The organism is Halorhabdus rudnickae (assembly GCF_900880625.1).
Lineage (GTDB): Archaea > Halobacteriota > Halobacteria > Halobacteriales > Haloarculaceae > Halorhabdus > Halorhabdus rudnickae.
This window is the reverse complement of record NZ_CAAHFB010000004.1, coordinates 35,059-53,456: the sequence shown is the minus strand read 5'-3', so window position 1 is coordinate 53,456 and position 18,398 is coordinate 35,059. Positions and strand designations below refer to the sequence as shown.

Annotated in this window: 19 protein-coding genes; 7 read left to right on the top strand and 12 right to left on the bottom strand. The window is 63.4% G+C overall.

Going from position 1 to position 18,398, the window contains the following annotated elements; genetic code table 11:
* Positions 1–864: an S-methyl-5'-thioadenosine phosphorylase gene (gene mtnP / locus BN2694_RS12500; protein ID WP_135666004.1), complete on the bottom strand. Its 864-nt coding sequence runs from the start codon at positions 862–864 to the stop codon at positions 1–3.
* A gap of 110 nt (positions 865–974) precedes the next feature.
* On the opposite strand from mtnP, the gene BN2694_RS12495 reads away from it, so the two are divergent.
* Entirely contained in the window at positions 975–1,919 is a 945-nt protein-coding gene (locus BN2694_RS12495) for a ribose 1,5-bisphosphate isomerase (protein WP_135666002.1), read from the top strand.
* Positions 1,920–1,979: 60 nt separating this feature from the next.
* A complete protein-coding gene (deoC, locus tag BN2694_RS12490; RefSeq protein ID WP_135666000.1) occupies positions 1,980–2,621 on the top strand; it encodes a deoxyribose-phosphate aldolase in 642 nt (213 codons plus the stop codon).
* A 318-nt stretch (positions 2,622–2,939) separates the two neighbouring features.
* On the opposite strand, the gene BN2694_RS12485 is transcribed toward deoC, so the two are convergent.
* Entirely contained in the window at positions 2,940–4,079 is a 1,140-nt protein-coding gene (locus BN2694_RS12485) for a KaiC domain-containing protein (RefSeq protein ID WP_135665997.1), read from the bottom strand.
* Between the two features lie 112 nt (positions 4,080–4,191).
* On the opposite strand from BN2694_RS12485, the gene BN2694_RS12480 reads away from it, so the two are divergent.
* A complete protein-coding gene (locus tag BN2694_RS12480) occupies positions 4,192–5,067 on the top strand; it encodes an NAD(+)/NADH kinase (protein ID WP_135665995.1) in 876 nt (291 codons plus the stop codon).
* A gap of 6 nt (positions 5,068–5,073) precedes the next feature.
* On the opposite strand, the gene BN2694_RS12475 is transcribed toward BN2694_RS12480, so the two are convergent.
* The 4 genes from BN2694_RS12475 to rpiA form a co-directional block, all read right to left on the bottom strand.
* Positions 5,074–5,364: a hypothetical protein gene (locus tag BN2694_RS12475; protein ID WP_135665993.1), complete on the bottom strand. Its 291-nt coding sequence runs from the start codon at positions 5,362–5,364 to the stop codon at positions 5,074–5,076.
* A gap of 91 nt (positions 5,365–5,455) precedes the next feature.
* Positions 5,456–5,653, bottom strand: a complete 198-nt coding sequence (locus tag BN2694_RS12470; RefSeq protein WP_135665991.1) for a hypothetical protein — start codon at positions 5,651–5,653, stop codon at positions 5,456–5,458.
* 8 nt (positions 5,654–5,661) lie between these two features.
* The gene (locus tag BN2694_RS12465) at positions 5,662–5,883 is read right to left on the bottom strand and encodes a DUF7573 domain-containing protein (protein WP_135665989.1); all 222 of its coding nucleotides are present in this window, start codon (positions 5,881–5,883) and stop codon (positions 5,662–5,664) included.
* 141 nt (positions 5,884–6,024) lie between these two features.
* On the bottom strand, positions 6,025–6,711 hold the full coding sequence (gene rpiA, locus BN2694_RS12460; protein WP_135665987.1) for a ribose-5-phosphate isomerase RpiA: 687 nt from the start codon (positions 6,709–6,711) through the stop codon (positions 6,025–6,027).
* Between the two features lie 138 nt (positions 6,712–6,849).
* On the opposite strand from rpiA, the gene BN2694_RS12455 reads away from it, so the two are divergent.
* Together BN2694_RS12455 and rpe are read left to right on the top strand one after the other, a co-directional pair.
* A complete protein-coding gene (locus BN2694_RS12455) occupies positions 6,850–8,793 on the top strand; it encodes a methyl-accepting chemotaxis protein (protein ID WP_135665985.1) in 1,944 nt (647 codons plus the stop codon).
* A gap of 164 nt (positions 8,794–8,957) precedes the next feature.
* The gene (gene rpe, locus BN2694_RS12450; protein ID WP_135665983.1) at positions 8,958–9,605 is read left to right on the top strand and encodes a ribulose-phosphate 3-epimerase; all 648 of its coding nucleotides are present in this window, start codon (positions 8,958–8,960) and stop codon (positions 9,603–9,605) included.
* A 31-nt stretch (positions 9,606–9,636) separates the two neighbouring features.
* Here rpe and prs read toward each other — a convergent pair whose 3' ends face one another.
* On the bottom strand, positions 9,637–10,485 hold the full coding sequence (gene prs, locus BN2694_RS12445; protein WP_135666425.1) for a ribose-phosphate diphosphokinase: 849 nt from the start codon (positions 10,483–10,485) through the stop codon (positions 9,637–9,639).
* A 248-nt stretch (positions 10,486–10,733) separates the two neighbouring features.
* Between prs and BN2694_RS12440 the strand changes: the two genes are divergently transcribed.
* Together BN2694_RS12440 and BN2694_RS12435 are read left to right on the top strand one after the other, a co-directional pair.
* Positions 10,734–11,420, top strand: coding sequence for a triose-phosphate isomerase (locus BN2694_RS12440; protein WP_135665981.1), 687 nt, complete (start codon positions 10,734–10,736; stop codon positions 11,418–11,420).
* A gap of 132 nt (positions 11,421–11,552) precedes the next feature.
* Positions 11,553–12,392: an aldo/keto reductase gene (locus tag BN2694_RS12435; RefSeq protein WP_135665979.1), complete on the top strand. Its 840-nt coding sequence runs from the start codon at positions 11,553–11,555 to the stop codon at positions 12,390–12,392.
* 18 nt (positions 12,393–12,410) lie between these two features.
* On the opposite strand, the gene BN2694_RS12430 is transcribed toward BN2694_RS12435, so the two are convergent.
* From BN2694_RS12430 to BN2694_RS12410, 5 genes are all read right to left on the bottom strand, one after another.
* The gene (locus tag BN2694_RS12430) at positions 12,411–15,104 is read right to left on the bottom strand and encodes a PAS domain S-box protein (protein ID WP_135665977.1); all 2,694 of its coding nucleotides are present in this window, start codon (positions 15,102–15,104) and stop codon (positions 12,411–12,413) included.
* 98 nt (positions 15,105–15,202) lie between these two features.
* Complete coding sequence (fsa, locus tag BN2694_RS12425; protein WP_135665975.1) at positions 15,203–15,859, bottom strand: fructose-6-phosphate aldolase; 657 nt, start codon at positions 15,857–15,859, stop codon at positions 15,203–15,205.
* Between the two features lie 20 nt (positions 15,860–15,879).
* A complete protein-coding gene (locus tag BN2694_RS12420) occupies positions 15,880–16,812 on the bottom strand; it encodes a transketolase family protein (protein ID WP_135665973.1) in 933 nt (310 codons plus the stop codon).
* A complete protein-coding gene (locus BN2694_RS12415) occupies positions 16,809–17,690 on the bottom strand; it encodes a transketolase (RefSeq protein ID WP_135665971.1) in 882 nt (293 codons plus the stop codon). The genes BN2694_RS12420 and BN2694_RS12415 overlap by 4 nt, the downstream gene beginning before the upstream one ends.
* Before the next feature lie 202 nt (positions 17,691–17,892).
* Complete coding sequence (locus tag BN2694_RS12410; protein WP_135665969.1) at positions 17,893–18,339, bottom strand: ferritin-like domain-containing protein; 447 nt, start codon at positions 18,337–18,339, stop codon at positions 17,893–17,895.
* Between the last annotated feature and the right edge of the window lie 59 nt (positions 18,340–18,398).

The following is an 18,398-nucleotide window of genomic DNA, read 5'->3' as shown; positions in this document are numbered from 1 at the left end:
TCAACGGTCGACGTACTCACCGACGAGCGGTTCGACGCGACGGTACGTCTCCGCCGGAATAGCCTCGGGCTCGGTGTTGACGGTCCCCTCTAGTGCGCTGTGACACGCACACGTGTGGTCCTCCGGGAAGGTCTCGACAGCGCGTTGGACGGCCTCTTTGAGAACTGACTCATTTTTCGCCGCGTTCGCGAGGACTTCTTCGAGCGTTACCTCTGCATCGTCCTTCCAGACGTCCCAGTCGGTCACCCCAGTGATCGTCGCGTAGCTAAGCTCGGCCTCGCGGGCAAGTTTGGCTTCAGGAATCGCTGTCATCCCGACGACGTCCCACCCCTGTGCCCGATAGAATTCGCTCTCGGCACGAGTCGAGTATTGGGGACCCTCGATGCAGACGTACGTTCCGCCCCTGCGGGCGGTCTCGTCGGTCGCCTCGTCGACGGCGTCCGCGAGATGTCTCTGCAACTCCGGACAGAACGGATCGGCGAATCCCTGATGGACGACGATTCCGTCGCCGAAAAAAGAGTACTCCCGCTGGCGGGTCCGGTCGAAAATCTGGTCCGGGACCACGATGCTCCGGGGCGGGATGTCCGGCGAGAGGCTCCCGACCGCATTCGTCGCGATGACGTGGGTAACCCCGAGGTCCTTCAGAGCGTAGATGTTCGCCCGATAGGGAACCTCTGTCGGTGAGTATTCGTGGTTAGTACCGTGTCGCGGGACGAACGCGAGTTCCCGGCCCGTACCGGCAAGCGTCCCGAGCGTGATCGGCGCGCTCGGATCGCCAAAGGGAGTCTCGATCTCGACTGTCCGCGTATTCTCCAGCGGAAGGGCGTCGTAAATGCCGCTTCCGCCGATGAACCCAATCGGCATACTGTGAGGTACCGTCGCCAGTCATATAGCCGTTGATGACCCGTGGCCCCGGGACAACACGCGCGTCGAAGGCGGCGGATTCTTGGTGGTAGCGAGAGTGGTCCCGCGTAATGACCCACCAGCGAGTTCGCTCGGTGTCGACGCAGATCGAAAACCGAGACATTCGTGGGGCCGCGACGATCGCCCGCGAGACGGTCCAGGCCCTGCAGGCCCAGGCAGCGGACGCACAAGCGGACACGCCCGAGGACTTCCGGGCGACGATGCGGGAGACAGCCCGGATCCTACACGACGCTCGCCCCGACGACGACAGCCTCTTGAACGCGCTCAGATACGTCTTCCAGCGCATCGAAGGAGAAACCGTCGCGGAGTTGCAGGAATCGACGAAGGCCGCGGCTCGGAGCTTCCAGGAGAACATCGAGAACGCACGCGAGGAACTCGGACAAATCGGGTCCCGACGACTCCGGGACGGCGACACGGTCATGGTCCACTCTCACTCCGCAGACGCCCTCTCGACGGTCGAGCACGCGCTGGCAGACGGCAAGGAGATCGACGCGATCGTCAAGGAAACACGTCCCAGAAAACAGGGCCACATCGCCGCCCAGCAACTTCAGGAGTGGGGCGTCACAGTCACACTGATCGTCGACAACGCGGCACGTCGGTATCTGGACGATGCGGATCACGTCATCGTCGGTGCCGACAGCATCGCCGCGGACGGGTCGGTCGTGAATCGGATCGGAACGAGCGACCTGGCGGTCATCGCTCGCGAGCGCGGGGTTCCCGTGACCGTCGCCGCCCAGACGCTCCGGCTCCACCCGGACTCGCTGACGGGCCACAACGTCGACATCGAGATGCGCGCAGAGCGGGAGGTCGTCGACACCCCAACACGTGAACAGATCGGCAACGTTCGCGTCGAGAACCCTGCCTTCGATGTGACGCCCGCGCGCTATGTCGATGCGATCGTCACCGAACGCGGCCAGTACCCACCCGAGAGCGTGGTGACACTCATGCGGGAACTCTACGGCGGCTCGACGAAAGACCCCTGGCTCGAGGACTGAGCGTCTCCTCCGACGGATGAACCCGTCTTTTATATGCCAAGCAGTACTTAATGGAAGCGTATGGACGACGTACTCTCTCGAATCGAACACACCGTGCTCGGTCCGGAAACGACACCCGCGGACGTACGGACGCTGCTAGACGAGGCGAGCGAATACGGGTTGCGAGCGTGCATTCCACCCTGCTACCTCGAAATGGCCGACGAGTACGCCCCGGATGTCAAAGTGGCGACCGTCATCGGCTTCCCCCACGGGAACAACACTCCCGAGGCCAAGGCCCAAGAGGCGGTCGACGCGGTCGATGCCGGCGCGGACGAACTCGATATGGTCATGAATGTCGGTCAGCTCAAGGCGGAGGAAGACGACGCCGTCCGCGAGGACATCGAAGCAGTGGTGGCAGCGACGACCAAGCCGGTGAAGGTGATCATCGAGACGCCGCTTTTGAACGAGGAGGAAAAGCACCGTGCCAGCCAGCTAGTCGCCGACGCCGGTGCGGATTTCGTCAAGACGGCAACCGGCTTCGGCGGCGGTGGCGCGACTGTCCCTGACGTCGAACTCATGAGCGAGTACGCACCCGTAAAAGCAAGTGGCGGGGTCGGTTCCTGGGCGGACGCCGAGGCGATGTTCGAGGCCGGCGCGGCCCGCATCGGTGCCTCAAGCGGCGACGTGATCGCACAGGAGTATCTGGACCAGCACGAAGAGTAATCCGCCTTTAGTGCGCCAGTAGTCGCTTACACATCTTGCATCGTCGAGCGGAGCGAGACGTTCGCTGCGCACGAGTGTCACGAGTGCGCAGGTAGTTTTTCCCACCGGGAGAGCGAGCTCTCCCGAGCCCACACTCACTGTGTTCGTGTGGACCAATTTTTGCGACGAGCGGGTTGCGGGCCGACGGCCCGCAACCGGATGACGTGGCGGAGGAGACGGCGTCCGCCGTCTCCGATCGGGACAGTGAAACCGCCCCGACCGCCACGCGGTTCGATCGCGACAAATGGAGCGATCGAACCCGAGGAGTAAAAAGTGGTCTCAGAAGATGCTCGCTTGTTGGTAGACGTCGATGCCGTCGAGAGTAATGGCGTAGGGTTTGGTCTGGCGAGAGTGGTTTGCGTTGCGGATTTTCTGGATTTCGACGGCCAGACGGGTCTCCTGGGTGTCCCCACGGACATACTGGAGGACGAACACGGCATCGGTCAAGTACTCGATGATGCCGTGTCTAGAGGCATAGGGATTGTCCTCGCTGGCCTCGCTAGTTACCATCGTCGTCACGCCCGCAGCCTTCAGCGATCGGGTGAAGTCGAACACCTCCGTCCGACGACGAGATTGATCGTCGTACATCATCTCCAGCAGCGAGACGGAATCGAGCACCAGCCGGTCGGCACCGAACTCCCGAACGAGTTCAGGGAACTCCCCGCGGATGTTCTCCAGGCTGTTGGCCATCTCGACCGGATCGAGGTCGACGATCGCCAGCCGGTCCTCACGTTCGTAGCGGTCGAATTCCCATCCCCGTTCGTTGGCAGTGTCGATGATGCTCTCGCGACTTTGTTCTAACGTGACGAAGACGGCGTTCTCCCCGCTCTGGAGGCCGTGGTTGAGAAACTGCAGTCCGAAGGTCGTCTTTCCGGTCCCCGGTGCCCCGATGACGACCATCAGGTGGCGACTGGGGATGCCGCCCTGGATCATCTCGTCGAGCCCCTCGATGCCGAGGTTGATCCGAGGGATCTCCGAATCGAAGTCCTCATCGTCGAAGCCGCCGGTTTCGGCGTCTTCGCCCCCCTCAGGTCCCCCTGCCGATGCAAGCGCACTAGCGAAGTCCTCCTCGAACAACGAGTCGTCCGCTCCCTCGTCAGCAACGTCGATACCCCCGGCGCCCACGGATGCTGCGGCGTCGGTAGTCTCGGCGTCCATCGCGCCCGTGGTGTCGGCGGCCTCATCGTCTCCGGGAGCCATGGCATCGGACTCACCGGTGGTCGAGACACTATCGGTAGCCTCGGCATGCGGACCGAGTTCGTCCTCACCAGCGGTTTCGGATCGCTCACTGGCCGAGCTGTCTTCCCCTTCGGAAAACCAGTCCGCATCGTTGGTCAGTTCGGACGGGTCGACCTCTTCGTCGGCTTCGTCGGCAAGCGCCCGCTCGAACCAGTCTTCGTCGGCTTCGTCTTCACTCATGGCCGCCCTCCCCGGCCGGTTGCCATATCCGTATTTCACACCAGAGTTCAATAACTCTGTCCGTCGTCGGAGATGCTACGATTTTATGAGTGGGGGCGAGCAACCACGAGGTATGAAGCTCGGACTCGTCGGGCAGAAGGACAATCCACGAGCCCACTCGCTGGTCGAAGCCGTTCGCATGGACCTCCGGGGCGAAGGTGTCGACATCGTCGTCGACGACGTGACGGCCCGAGCACTGACGGACAACGGCCACGAGACCTACGGCGGCGTCGCCACACCGGAACTCGAGCCGCCCGAAAGCATCTCCATCGAGGAGATGAGCGACTGCGATCTCGTCGTCTCGATCGGCGGCGACGGCACGTTTCTCCACGCCGCCCGCGGCTCCGCCGGGACGCCGATCATGGGCGTCAACCTTGGCGAAGTTGGCTTTTTGAACGCCGTCTCGCCCAACGACGCCATCGAGACGATCCGAGACGTCGTCACGGAGATCCGCGAGGAGGGGACGACTCCGACGCGGGAACTGCCACGGCTGCAGGCCAGCGGCGACGGCTGGAGCCTCCAGCCCGCGCTCAACGAGGTCGTCGTGCAGGGCCCCCAGCGCGGCCACGGCAGCGGCGTCGGTGTCACCGTCCGGGTCGACGACGCGCTGTACACGAGCGGGCACGCCGACGGCGTCCTGGTAGCGACGCCCACGGGCAGTACAGCCTACAACCTCAGTGAGGGCGGCCCACTCGTGCACCCTGATATCCCAGTCTGGGTCGTCACGGAGATGGCCGCCGAGCGTCCGATGCCGCCACTCGTCGTCGAGGAAGACACCACGATCACCATCCGCGTCGAGGACGCCGAGACGGCCTCGGTCGTCAGCGACGGCCGGACGACCGAGGAGATCGAGCCCCCGACACAAGTGACGATTGAACGCGCCGAACAGCCGGTAGAAGTCGCCGGACCGACTCTGGAGTTCTTCACCGCGCTCGGGAAGCTCGAGTAACCGGCGTTACTGCCTGGAAGTCACGTACAGTACCGGACCGGCAAGCAGCAGCACCAGCCCGAAAAACTTGTACTGCAGAACCGACCCGAGCAGACTCCCGTCGCTCGGTTCCAGCGCTGCGGTGGGCGTCACCACCAACAGGAGACCGAACGCGATTGCTTGCGTCGAGAACATCTTCCTGGATCGCAACACGATGGCCGCAAGTACCGAGAGTCCGAGCAACAACAACAGTGCGTCCCCCACGTTGTAGTTGAGAAGGACGCTATCCACCAGCTGCAGGGGGAGTAGCCCGTTCATTCCTGTCCCAGAATCACCCTGACTCGATCATTAAACTTCCGCTACCCCCTGGAATCGCCGCCACGGTGGGCAAGTGACAACCGTCGAGCGCTCACGTCCCCCGGAACTCGAGATCTCGAACCCAGCCGTACCACAGGACGAACACTGTCGCGAGGTAGCCGACCCCCCAAACAACCCCGCCGACCGTCGGATAGCCAGCGCTCGCCAGGGCGTAATCGGCCAGGCCAAAGCCGACGACACCGCCGAGCAAGATCGCGACAAACACCAGTCGGGACCGTTGTAACGTCACGTTCACGCTCACCACTTCTTACAGGCCGGACACACGAGGTCCCCGTCTTGATGCCAGCGACGTTCAGTCGCCTCCCCACACGCCTCACAGGTCCCTCCGTCCGGGACGAACGCGTAGGTCGTCCGCGCCGGCTCGACCCCGACGGCGTCGGTCTTCCCCGACTCCCGACGCTGTGTCCGGGATCGATCCTCTCTCTCGACGAAATCGCCGAGAGTCGCGTCCTCTCCCATATCGCTAGCCAGTAACGGGATGAACTTAGCCGTGACGACAGGGGAACCGGACGACGGCAACGAAGGCAGACCGGCTCGAAGGGTTCCCAGTGCACGCCGGATAGAATCAGGCGAGACTGTCAGTGTCGATCAGCGTCGTCGCTACGGGTCGAGGACATCGACACCATCGGTCGTACCGACGTGAACCACATCGGCGAATGCGGGGAACAGTCCGTGTTCGACGACGCCGGGCAGCGTCGCCAGGTCGGTAGCCAGCGCCGTCGGATCGTCGACTGCGCCGAAGTCACAGTCGAACAGCAGGTTCCCATTGTCCGTGACGACAGGGCCACTCTTGCGTTCGGCTCGCCGAAGGATCGGATCACCACCCAGCTCTTCGACTGCCGCGGCGGCCGTCGCCCGGGCGTCGGGCAACACTTCCAGGGGGACCGGTTCGTTGAGGACGTCGCTACGTTTGGTCTCGTCGACAACGATCACGAGCTCGTCGGCCGCACTCGCCACAATCTTCTCCCGGGCGTGAGCGGCTCCACCGCCCTTGATCAGATCTGCCCCGACGAACTGATCGGCGCCGTCTACCGTCACGTCGATGTGACCATCGGTCTCGTCGAGGGTCGTCAACTCGATGCCGACCTCGATGGCGACCTCCCGCGCCTGAAAGGACGTCGGGACGCCGACGATGTCCAACCCGGAATCGACCCGATCACCGAGGATCCGGATCGCGTGTTCGGCCGTACTGCCGCTTCCCAGACCGACGACGTCACCGTCGGAGACGGCTTCGACCGCACTCTCGCCCGCCCGACGCTTCGCCTCTGTTCGGGTTTGTTCGTCCATGTCCATACGTTAGGCCTCCGCGCCAAATAACTACTGTTAGAGGCTGAGAAGACCGGGCGGAGCGTCCCACCCACATGTCATTTCAGAATTTGATAGCCTGAGAGACGGGTTTTTGACCGGGTATCCATGCCTACGGGTATGGAAAGCACGGAAACCCCCAAAACCAGAGAATATACCCGTTGGATCGGGTGGAGACACCGGTTGCAGGAGACGCTGAAGTACGTCCCGAGCGGGCAGTCGATCCCTGAAGAGTCCTGGCGGAGCCGCCATCGGAACATTGTCGTGTTGATTCTCATTCACGTTCCGTTCCTGTTTCTGCTTGGAACCTTCGAAGGGACGGAAACGGTCGTCACCGGCGCGACGATCCCGGCGATTCCGCTGGCGCATCTGCTCGTCGAACTCGCGATCGTCGTGGCCTTCGCACTCGCCGCTTCCGTCCCTCGGTTCTCACGCCGGGTGCGGACCGCGCTGGCGACGACTGGCCTGTTGTCGGCGTCGGTCGTGCTGGTCCACGTCTCCGGGGGGTTCATCGAGGCACACTTTCACTTCTTCGTCGGAATGGCCGTCGTTGCGGTCTATGAGGACTGGCTCCCCTTCGCCCTGGGGATCGGATACGTGGTCCTCACGCACGGTGTGTTCGGCATGGTGAACCCGAGTCGTGTCTATAACCACACCGCCGCGATCAACAACCCTTGGGCGTGGGGCTTCATTCATGGTATCTTCGTCCTGGCACTGGCCATCGCGCTGATGTCCCACTGGTATTCGACCGAGCGTTCCCGCGAGGAGGCACGCGAAAAACTCCGGGAGGCCCGCGAGAAGAGCCGGGAGATCGAAGATCTCGAAGCCAAACAGGCTGAAATCGAGGAGGCACAGGCACAGGCCCAGGAGATGAAAGCCGAGGCCGAGGCCCGACAGGCCGAGATCGAACGGGCCAACGAGCGACTCGAAGCGACGGCCGACGCCTACAGCACCGAGATCAGGCGGGCCGCTGACGGCGATCTCACGGTCCGGCTCGACGACGGCGTCGAGAGTGACGCGATGGCCCAGATCGCCGCAGCGTTCAACGAGATGGTGACAGAAACAGCCACGACGACGACTGAACTGCAGTCGTTCGCCGAGACCGTCGCCGAGGCAAGTGCCGAAGCGACTGCGGGAACCGACGAGGCCGCGAACGCGAGCGAGGAGGTCAGCGCGGCGGTCGAGGAGATTGCGAGCGCGGCGGCCGACCAGCGGGAGATGCTCGAGGCCGCCTCGGGAGAGATGTCGAATCTCTCTGCGAGCGTCGAGGAGGTGGCCGCCTCAGCCGAAACAGTCGCCGAGCGGTCCCAGGAGACGGCGCGCATCGCCGAGGAGAGCGAGGCGACCGCCCAGCGCGCCATCGAGGATGCGCAGGACGCACGAACGGCGATCGACTCGACAGTCGAGAGCGTCGAGTCCCTCGAGGAACGGATGGCCGAAATCGGCGATATCGTCGATCTCATCGGTGACATCGCCGACCAGACGAACATGCTCGCGTTGAACGCCAACATCGAGGCGGCGCGAGCCGGCGGCGAGGATGGTGACGGATTCGCCGTCGTCGCCGAGGAGGTCAAAGGACTGGCCGAACAGACACAGGCGTCGGCAGCCGACATCGAGGTACTCATCGACGACGTCACGTCACAGACCGAGCGAACTGTCGAGAAAGCCCGGACGGCCGAGCAGTACGTACTCGAAGAGCTCGAAGCCGCCGAGGCGGTCGCCGAAGCGTTCGAACAGGTCGCGACCAACGCAGAAGAGACCGACGAGGGGATACAAGAGATCAACAGGGCGACCGACGAGCAGGCCACAGCTACTGAATCGATCGTCTCCTCGATCGAGGACGTCGCCGACGGGAGTCGGACGGTCGCCCAAGAAAGCGAGGGTGCCTCCGCAGCGGCCCAGCAGCAAGCGGCGTCGATGTCGCAGGTCAGTACCACCGTCGAGTCCCTCAGCGACCGGGCCGACCGGCTCCGAACCCTGCTTTCGACTTTCGAGGTCGAGGCGCGAGCGGCGGAGGCCGACAGTCCGGACGTGGCGATGGGTGATGGCGGACGCGCGGAGTAACGGTCCCCTGCTGGTGTGAGGCGACGAGTTGATACGACTGGTTTTGGCTGGTGTGACGACTTGTCCTTCGCTGGTATGACGACTTGTCCCTCGCTGGTATGACGACTAGTCCTTCGCTGGTGCGAGGCGACGATTTGATACGACTCCGTTCTGAATGTCCCGGTATGGGTCGAATCGCACCGTCGATTCTCGCAGCCGATTTCAGCGATCTTTACGGTGACATCAGCAAGGTCGAGGAAGGTGTCGACCTCCTGCATCTGGATGTCATGGACGGACAGTTCGTGCCGAACATCTCGTTCGGACAGCCGGTGATCGCCTCGGTGCGCGAGCGGACCGATCTGTACTTCGATACGCATCTGATGATCGACCGACCGAGCCGCTACGTCGAGGACTTCCGGGACGTCGGCGCCGATCGCCTCACCGTCCACGTCGAAGCGTGTGCCGACACGCAGGCAGTCGTCGAGAAGATCCACGACCACGGCATGGATGCCGGCGTCGCACTCAACCCGGACACCGACGTCGAAGCGGTCGAACCGTTCATCGACGACGTCGAGGTCGTCCTCGTGATGAGCGTCCAGCCAGGCTTTGGCGGCCAGTCGTTCAAGCCAAAGACACTCGACCGCGTCGAACGCATCGCTGACCAGACGGACACCGAGATCGAAGTCGACGGCGGTATCGACGAAGAGACAGGTGCCCAGTGTGCCGAGGCAGGGGCCGAGACGTTCGTGATCGGGTCGTCGCTGTTCGGTCGCAAAAACGTCCCGGCTGCGCTCGGGGAACTGCGCGAGGGGATCGGGATCGAGGGTCGCTGAGACGGACAAAAATCGAACGGCGAACGCTGAATTACTGCTGGAGGACGTCGGCGATCGGTGGCGCGGCGCTTACCTGGCTGATCGAGCGGTCGATGGTATCGGTGGCGTACAGCGACTGAACGCCGGCCCGGTGAAGGCGACTCATGGCGTTGTCGACCAAAAGCGGGTGAATGCAGGTGACGAACACGCGCCGAGTGTCCTGCTTGGCGAGGAGGTTGACCGCCCCGCTCATGGTCCCGCCGGTGGCGATCATGTCGTCGACGAGGACCACGTCCCGGCCCGAGAAGTCCTTGTCCTCGGCGGTCATCTCGACCTCGGTCGCGGAATGGCGGATCTTCTCGAAGTTCTCGACGAGACCGACGCCGTAAGTGTCACGGACCGAGTGCGCGAGCCACTCGGCGTCCTCGTCGGGGCCCAAGAATACCGGTTCGACCAGGTCATCCGGGAGGGGCTTGGCGAGTTGCGGGGCGGCGTCGACCGGCTCGGCCGGGACGCCGAAGTACTCCAACACGGAGATGTTGTGTGGGTTGACCGAATAGACACGATCCGTGCTCGCGCCGAGGGCTTTCCCGACCGCACGGGCCGAGATTGCCTGGCCCGGTTCGAAGAGCTTGTCCTGGCGGGCATAACCCAGATACGGGAGCACGGTGACGACCTCCTCGGGGTCGCGATCGTTCGCCCGCTCCTGGAGTTCCAGCAGTTCGAGGTGTGCACGGCTGGACGTCGTCGAGCCGATGACGACGACACGTTCATCGTCGCCGACAGTGACGCCCTCGGCGGTCTCGGCGGTGCCGTCCGCCTCGAGATCGACCAGTGGTTCCCCGAGCCGCTGGGAGACGGCCGCCGCGATCGCCTGGGCCGTCGACGTGCCCGTTATCATGTGTGCGCTACTTGGCTGGAGGGACAATAAGACATTTCGGTTCGTCACCCACGCGAACCCGAGACACCGCTTCGGCGAAGTCTCCGGCTCGTCGGTCCCAGCGAAAGTCTTCGGCTCGTCGGTCCCAGCGAAAGTCTTCGGCTCGTCGGTCCCAGCGAAAGTCTTCGGCTCGTCGGTCCCAGCGAAAGTCTCCGGCTCGTCGATCCCGGCGACAGGTTTTATCGCTCGCCGCAGGTACCCCCGGCAGGATGAGCCTGCCATATCCACACTTCCAGGTGAACTACAAGCTCTACCCGGGGACGTGGGGGTCCGACGGCCTGGCACTGGCGAAGACGATCGAGCGAATAGGTAAACAGACCGGCGGGAATTTCGTGCTGACGCCACAGGTTCCAGATCTTCGGCTGATCGCCAGCGAGACGGATCTGCCCGTCTTCGCACCGGCCGTCGATTCCGTCTCGCCCGGGCGGGGCATGGGGAAACGCCTCCCCGAGGCGCTCGCGGATGCGGGCGCAGTCGGAGCAGTCATCAACCACGCAGAGAACCGGGACACGCTCGCGGACATCGAGACGAAAATAGAACGGTGTCGAGCGGCCGGCCTGGATGCGATCGTCTGTGTCGACAGCGTCGAGATGGGCCGAGCAGTCGCCGCGTTCGAACCTGACCAGCTGTTGTTCGAGCGGCCGGGCGACATCTCGACCGATCGAGCGATCACCCGAACCCATCCCGAACAGATCGAGCGATTCATCGCGATGCGAGACGACACGGCACCCGAGACGAAAGTCCGAGTCGGCGGGGGGATCTCCTCGGCCCCGGACGTCCGGCAGGCATTCGAACTCGGTGTGGACGCGACCGGCGCGGCGTCGGCCATCGTCACTGCCGAGGACCCCGAGCGATTGCTTGGCGAGATCGGCGAGGTCGTCGCGTCGGCGGAGTGATACCCCGATCGGAGACGACACGCACGCGGTGCTCGTCGTGTTCACGAGCAAGATCAGGGCCAGTGATACTCCGACCGGAGACGACACGAACGGTCACATTAAGGGCCGGGCGGGCGAATTCTTATGCGAACTATGTCTGTCCCGACCACGCCGTTGCCGAGTGGCGACGAGTTGCCCGTCGTCGGCAAAGGTACGTACGAACTCGAAGGCGAGACCGTCCAACAGCCAGTCGAGATCGCTCTCGAGACAGGTTACACCCACGTCGACACCGCCGAGGGGTACATGAACGAGGCGTCGCTCGGCAAGGTACTCGCCGATCAGGACCGCGAGGATCTCTTTGTAACCTCGAAGGTCCTGGCGAAACACCTCAACTACGAATCGGTGATCGAGGCGGCCAAAACGACCCTCGAAGACCTCCAGACGGACTATCTCGATCTCTATCTGATCCACTGGCCAAATCCCGCGATCTCTATCCGTGAGACGATGGACGCCATGGCGACGCTCAAAGAGCAAGGGATGGTCCGGAACGTCGGGGTCTCGAACTTCGATCTGTACCAGCTCAGTGCCGCCCAGCACGTCAGTAACGTCCCGATCGCCGTCAACCAGATCGAGTTCCATCCCTACTTGCAGCGACCCGATCTCGTCGAGTACTGCCAGGACAACGATATTGTCGTTGAGGCCGCGGCTCCACTGGCCCGCACTGCAGTGCTCGACGACCCCGTGATCGAAGAGCTAGCGGAAACATACGACCGCACGCCCGCCCAGATCGTTCTCCGGTGGGCCGTCGAGAAAGACATCGTCGTCCTGCCACGCTCGACCACCCGGGGGCACATCGAGCAGAACATCGACCTCTTTGACTTTGAACTCGACGACGACGATCACGCCCGCATTGACGATTTAGACCGTGACGAGCCGGTGTACGACGACCGCGCCCGGTCGTGGGACGACGACGTCTGGGGGATGGCGGAGTAATCGGTTGTCACACGCCGCTCACTCCTCGATCACGTCGACGTCGGTGAACTCGAAGCGCGCGCCGCCGCCCGCACCCTCCGTTACTCGAACACGCCAGTCGTGAGTGTCAGCGATCGCCTTGACGATCGCGAGGCCGAACCCCGTGCCGTCTTCAGCCGTGGAATGGCCCGGTTCGAACACCGTTTCGCGGCTCTCTTGGGGGATGCCAGGGCCGTCGTCTTCGACGTAGAAGCCGTCTTCGAGCGCCCCCACCGTGACGGCGACATCCTCGCCGGCATGAGCCACCGCGTTCCCAAAGAGGTTCTCAAGCAGTTGTCTCACCCGCCCCGGATCAGTGTCGATCGTCCGATCGGTCTCGACGGAGAGGGTCGCATCGGCGGTCATCACGGTTTGCCAGCTATCCGCGGCCGCTTGGGCGAGTCCGACGGGTTCCGTCTCGATGGCTGCCGTCCCTTCGACGGTCAACGTCCGGAGGTCGTCGATCAGCGAGAGACTTCGCTCGATGGCCGCCGATGCGTGTTCGAGATGGACGCTATCACACTCATCGGCGGCGAGTTCGAGGCGGCTGGTCGCGACGTTCAACGGGTTGCGGAGATCGTGACTGACGACGCTGGTGAACTGATCGAGGCGTTCGTTTTGCTGTCGCAGGCGGCGCTCGTTGCGCGTCCGCTCGGTGACGTCCCGGTACAGCCAGAGGTTGGCCTCGCCATCGGGTAACGTATAGGGCACGTAATCGCGTTCGAGGACCCGCCCGTCGGCGAGTTCGAGTCGCTCGTTTTTGACGGGATCGCGCGCGTCGATCCGCTCATCGACTCCGTCGATGAACCCCTCGGGATCGGCGAAGTAGTCCTTGAAATTCTCGGCGGCCAGCGTACAGTCCTGGCCGATCAACGCGTCAGTCGAATACGGGGCATCGAAAAGCGAGAGCAATCGCTCGTTGACCATCAGGACGTCGCGGTCGGCGTCTTCGACGAGAACGCCCATCGGCAGATGCTCGACGATCGTCCGGAGAACTGTATTGGCCTGTTCGCGTTCGCGCTCTCGTCTCTTGCGGTCAGTGACGTCGACGTTGATCGCGACGAAGCGCTCGATCTCCCCGTCGGTTCTGACGGGTGTAATCGTCTGCTCGACGACGTAGCGCTCTCCGTCCGCCCGTTCGTTGATGAGTTCCCCCTCCCACGTCTCACCGTCGAGGATCGTTTCCCAGAGGTCAGCGTAAAACGCCGCGTCGTGTTCGCCGGAGGCGAGTACCGACGCGCTCTGGCCGATCGCTTCCGTGGCAGCGTATCCGGTCTGGTCCTCGAATGCCGGGTTGACGTACTCGATGGTGCCGTCGGAGGCCGTCCAGTAGACGGCGTGACTAACGTGTTCGACCGCCTGACGGAACGCCCGGAGTTCACGCTCGTCCTCGCCCCAATCGGTGACGTCCGTGTACCAGACGTAGTTGCCATCCGGGGAACCATCCCCAAGCCCGAACGGGATGACGTGCATGATAAACTCCCGAACCCCGTCGCGCGTCCGGCGCTCGACGGTGGCAGTGATCGCTTCCCCCTCGGCGGTGCGTCTTCGAAACTCGACGTGTTCGTCGTGATGCCCTTCGGGAACGAGAACGTCCGACACTTCTTCGCCGACGATCGTCTCGCGGTCGAACCCAAAGACGTCCTCGAAAGACTCGTTGACGTCTGTAACGTACTGTTCGTTGCCCTCGCCCAAAGGACGGGAGGCGACGACTGGCGTCGGGGCGTTCGCGAACAACGCTTCACGTCGGTCACGTTCCTCGCGGCGCTGGTCATCGACGACCAACGAGTGCAATGCGTGGCCGATGTCGGCCCCGAGTTCAGCCAGCAGTGCCCGCTCGTCGTCGTCGAAGGGCTGGGTTTCCTCGGCGTACAGCGTGAGTACACCATACAGTGTCTCTCCGTGTTCCAGCGGGACGGACGCGATCGACCCGAATCCGTAGGCACTCGCAATGTCGGCCCACCGATCGAGGTCAGGATCGGACGCGATGTTTTCCGTGACAGCGACGCGCCGCTCGCGGGCCGCGGTCCCAGCAGGCCCCTGCCCGGTCGGACTGTCGTCGGCCGTGACGGTGATTTCCGTAAGGTATTGTTCGGCTTCCCCGGCTGTCTCGCGTGGTTCGAGACGATTCGTCTGGGTGTCGACGTCCCCGATCCACGCAAACGCGTAGCGGTCGGTGTCGGCAAACCGTTCACAGACGCGGGACTCGACTTCGGCCCGAGAATCCGCCCGCACGAGGACCTGATTGACGTCGCTAGCAAGCGAGCGGATCCGGTCGAGTTTCGCCGCCCGTCTCTCGGAACGGTACTGGGAGACGGCGTTGCGGATCCGGTTGGTGAGTAGGTCGTACTGCTCGGTGCCGCCGCCTTTCTGGAGGTAGTCGGTCGCCCCGGCAGTGATCGCCTCGCTGGCGACCTCCTCGCTGCCCTTGCCCGTGAACAGGACAAACGGGAGTTCGGGATACTCCGCCCGGACCGCCTCGAGGAACGCGATACCATCCATCTCCGGCATCGCGTAGTCGGAGACGACACAGTCGAAGCGGTCCGGCGAGAGCCGGTCGAGTCCCTCGCTCGCACTCGTCGCCGTCTCGACGGTGATGTCCGCGTGCCGTTCGAGCATGTCGGTCACGAGTCCAGTCAGATCAGGCTCGTCATCGACGTGCAAGATGGTAATCGCGCCCGGTTCGTCCGTCATCAAGCTGACGCCAATTGGTATCCGAGAATCAAAAGCCTGTGGCGGCGATTCTCAAAACAGATACTCGGGATGAACGACGACGGAAAGCAACGAGAGAGTTACTTCAGCGCGGGGCTCTCGCGGTCGCCCCAGTCGTCGAGGAAGGCCTCAAGCCCACTATCAGTGCGCGGGTGGTCGAACATCGAGTCGGCCACGTCCGGCGGCAGCGTCGCGATGTCCGCGCCAGCCTTCGCGACCTCCTGGACGTGGTAGGGGTTGCGGATCGACGCCGCGAGGATGTCCGTCTCGAAGTCGTAGTTGTCGTAGACTTCGCGGATGTCCTCGATGAGACCAACGCCGTCGTGACCGTTGTCGTCGAGTCGCCCGATGAACGGCGAAACCATCGTCGCGCCGTTCTTGGCGGCGATCAGCGCCTGGTTGACCGAGAATATCAGCGTGATGTTAGTCTGAACGCCCTCATCCGAAAGGGTCTGGAGGGCCTTCATGCCGTCGCGCGTCATCGGCAGCTTGACGGCGATGTTGTCACCCCAGGTGTCGTACTCGCGGGCTTCCTCGAGCATCCCCTCGTAGTCGGTGGCGATGACCTCGACGCTGATCGGTCCCTCGACGAACTCGTCGAGTTCGTCGATGATGTCCCGGTACTCCCGATCGGTCGAGGAGACCAACGACGGGTTCGTAGTGACCCCGTCGACTAGGCCCAGTTCGTCGGCTTCTCGTACCTCGTCGACGAACGCAGAGTCAATGTATGTGCGCATGATCGGTTGTGTTAGTGGACTTACTCCAATAGCCCTTTCGCCGTCTCGGCGATGTCCTCGCCAGTGAAGCCGTAGTAGTCGTAGAGATCCAGCCCGTTGCCGGAGGTGCCAAACTCGTCTTCGATACCGACGCGCTTCATCGGCGTCGGGCGCTGCTCGGCGAGCACTTCGGCGACGGCGCTGCCCAGTCCGCCGTAGATGTTGTGGTCCTCGGCGGTGAGGATCGCGCCGGTCTGCTCGGCGGACTCGACGACGAGTTCCTCGTCGAGGGGCTTGATCGTCGACATATTGACGACGCGGGCGTCGATGCCGTCCTCGGCGAGGACTTCGGCGGCTTCCTGGACGACGTGGACCATCGCACCGTGGGCCATCAGCGTCACGTCCTCGCCCTCGCTGAGGATCTCTCCCTCACCGATCGTCGGTTCGTAGTCCTCGGCGTCGTGGATGACGGGGACGGACTCACGAACCAACCGCAGGTAAGCGGGGTCGTCGTCGTCCGCCAGCGCGGTCACGAGCGCGTTCGCTTCGACAGCGTCCGCGGGCGAGATGACGCGCAGGTTCGGCAGGCCACGGTAGGCCGAGATGTCCTCGACCGTCTGGGCACTCGGGCCGTCCTCGCCCGTGATGACGCCGGCATGGCTGCCGACGACGGTCACGTTGCGCTTCGGGCGGGCGATCTGCTGGCGCACCTGCTCGAAGCCACGCTCGGAGAAGATGGCGAAGGTATTGGCAAAGACCGGCCGGCCGGTCTCGGCGATGCCGGCCGCGGTCGCAAAGAGGTCCTGCTCGGAGATGCCGACGTTGATCCAGCGTTCGGGGTACTCGTCGCGGAACCAGCCACCCCGGGTTGATTTGGCCAGGTCGGCGTCCATGACGATGAAATCCTCGCGCTCCTCAGCCTCGCGCAACAGTCCGTTCCCGAAGCCGTTCCGGGTCGAAATCTTCTCGCTCATTTGGTGCTCACCTCCACGGTCGCGGGGTCGAAGCCGAGTTCCTCAAGGGCCTCGTCGAATTCGTCGTCGGTCAACGCGCCAGCGTGATAGCCGTTGGGCTGGGCCTCCATGAAGTCGATTGGGTTGCCCTTGACGGTGTTGGCGATCAGCAGTCGCGGACCGTCGGTCTCGTTGATCTCTTCGAAGGCCTCGGCGATCTCCTCGAAGTCGTGACCGTCGACCTCCCAGGTATCCCACCGGAAAGCCTCGAACTTCTCGGCCAGCGGATCGATCTCCATCGTCTCGGCGACGGGGAGATCGTTCTGTTTCCTGTTGCGATCGACGATCGCGACGACATCGAGTTCCTTCTCGCCGGCCGACATCGCGGCCTCCCAGATGTTGCCTTCCTGGGTCTCGCCGTCGCCCAGGATGGCGTAGACGTCGTAGTCAGCGTCGTCGAAGTCGGCACCCATCGCCTGACCGTTGGCGTAGGACAGTCCCTGACCGAGCGATCCCGACGGGAACTCGACGCCGGGGACCTTCGGCGAGGAGTGGCCCGGGAGTTCCCCGCCCAGGCGGCGGAACTCCTCGTTTGGATCGCAGTCGATGAAGTCGTAGCGAGCCAGCAGTGCGTACAGCACGGGACAGGCGTGCCCTTTGCTGTAGACGAGTCGATCACGGTCCGGATCCGTCGGGTTCTCGGGATCGACGTTCAATTCCTCGTTGTACAACCAGAGCAGAAACTCAACGGCAGACAGCGAGCCGCCCGGATGGCCCGACTGTGCCGCATAGACCATCTCGACGATGTCCCTGCGGACCTCCGTTGCCGTCTGGCGATACTGTTCGATTCGCGCGTCCAGATCGCCGTCTGGCGCTCGATTACCAGGCAAGTGTTTCACCCACGGGAATTACCCCTTCTCGTCAGTAAAAAGCTTCCCATTATCCCAAGCTCGTGAGCTGCTACGACGATATCTCGGCGGTCTGACGAGACAAATCGATCAATCTCGTCGGGAAACGGGGTCGATTCGGGGCGATTTGGTGCCGGTCGTGGGCGGCCGTACACCTCGCCCGGGCCAATACGCCGAAAAACGGTGACAGCCGTCAGGCGAACTCTTTACGGTAGCTGAGGAACTCCGCGAGGTGGGCCTGCTCGTCGGCCAGCAGTTCGGTCGCCAGATCCTCGGTGACGGGATCGTCGGCCTCCTCAGCCGCATCAATCAGGGCCTCGTAGGTCTCGACGGCGTCCTCTTCGGCTTCGATGACGCCCTCGACGACTTCGAGCACGTCACTGCCCTCGGCGGGCGGCTGGAGCGACTCCTGGTTGACCTCGAGGTCCGCCGACGCCGGCGGAACCTCGCCGTAGAACCGCAGCCGATAGCCCAGTTCCTCGGCGTGATGGAGTTCCTCCTCGACGTCCTCCTTGAGCGATTCGGCGACGGTCTCTCCCAGCACCGTCTCTAAATAGATCGCGTTGGCGAGGTAGTTCATCGCGGTCTCTACTTCGTCGAGATACGCCTGCTCGAGCAGGTCGACGATGTCTTGGGACATGCGTTCCGTTGTTCCACCCGGCGGACATAAAGAGTCACAGTCCACTCCCACCGACTGAG

Bases quoted from the DNA above. Each gene is read 5' to 3' on its own strand.
- mtnP (WP_135666004.1), bottom strand. From the start codon at position 864: ATGCCGATTGGGTTCATCGGCGGAAGCGGCATTTACGACGCCCTTCCG.
- BN2694_RS12495 (WP_135666002.1), top strand. From the start codon at position 975: ATGACCCACCAGCGAGTTCGCTCGGTGTCGACGCAGATCGAAAACCGA.
- deoC (WP_135666000.1), top strand. From the start codon at position 1,980: ATGGACGACGTACTCTCTCGAATCGAACACACCGTGCTCGGTCCGGAA.
- BN2694_RS12485 (WP_135665997.1), bottom strand. From the start codon at position 4,079: ATGAGTGAAGACGAAGCCGACGAAGACTGGTTCGAGCGGGCGCTTGCC.
- BN2694_RS12480 (WP_135665995.1), top strand. From the start codon at position 4,192: ATGAAGCTCGGACTCGTCGGGCAGAAGGACAATCCACGAGCCCACTCG.
- BN2694_RS12475 (WP_135665993.1), bottom strand. From the start codon at position 5,364: ATGAACGGGCTACTCCCCCTGCAGCTGGTGGATAGCGTCCTTCTCAAC.
- BN2694_RS12465 (WP_135665989.1), bottom strand. From the start codon at position 5,883: ATGGGAGAGGACGCGACTCTCGGCGATTTCGTCGAGAGAGAGGATCGA.
- rpiA (WP_135665987.1), bottom strand. From the start codon at position 6,711: ATGGACGAACAAACCCGAACAGAGGCGAAGCGTCGGGCGGGCGAGAGT.
- BN2694_RS12455 (WP_135665985.1), top strand. From the start codon at position 6,850: ATGGAAAGCACGGAAACCCCCAAAACCAGAGAATATACCCGTTGGATC.
- rpe (WP_135665983.1), top strand. From the start codon at position 8,958: ATGGGTCGAATCGCACCGTCGATTCTCGCAGCCGATTTCAGCGATCTT.
- prs (WP_135666425.1), bottom strand. From the start codon at position 10,485: ATGATAACGGGCACGTCGACGGCCCAGGCGATCGCGGCGGCCGTCTCC.
- BN2694_RS12440 (WP_135665981.1), top strand. From the start codon at position 10,734: ATGAGCCTGCCATATCCACACTTCCAGGTGAACTACAAGCTCTACCCG.
- BN2694_RS12435 (WP_135665979.1), top strand. From the start codon at position 11,553: ATGTCTGTCCCGACCACGCCGTTGCCGAGTGGCGACGAGTTGCCCGTC.
- BN2694_RS12430 (WP_135665977.1), bottom strand. From the start codon at position 15,104: ATGACGGACGAACCGGGCGCGATTACCATCTTGCACGTCGATGACGAG.
- fsa (WP_135665975.1), bottom strand. From the start codon at position 15,859: ATGCGCACATACATTGACTCTGCGTTCGTCGACGAGGTACGAGAAGCC.
- BN2694_RS12420 (WP_135665973.1), bottom strand. From the start codon at position 16,812: ATGAGCGAGAAGATTTCGACCCGGAACGGCTTCGGGAACGGACTGTTG.
- BN2694_RS12410 (WP_135665969.1), bottom strand. From the start codon at position 18,339: ATGTCCCAAGACATCGTCGACCTGCTCGAGCAGGCGTATCTCGACGAA.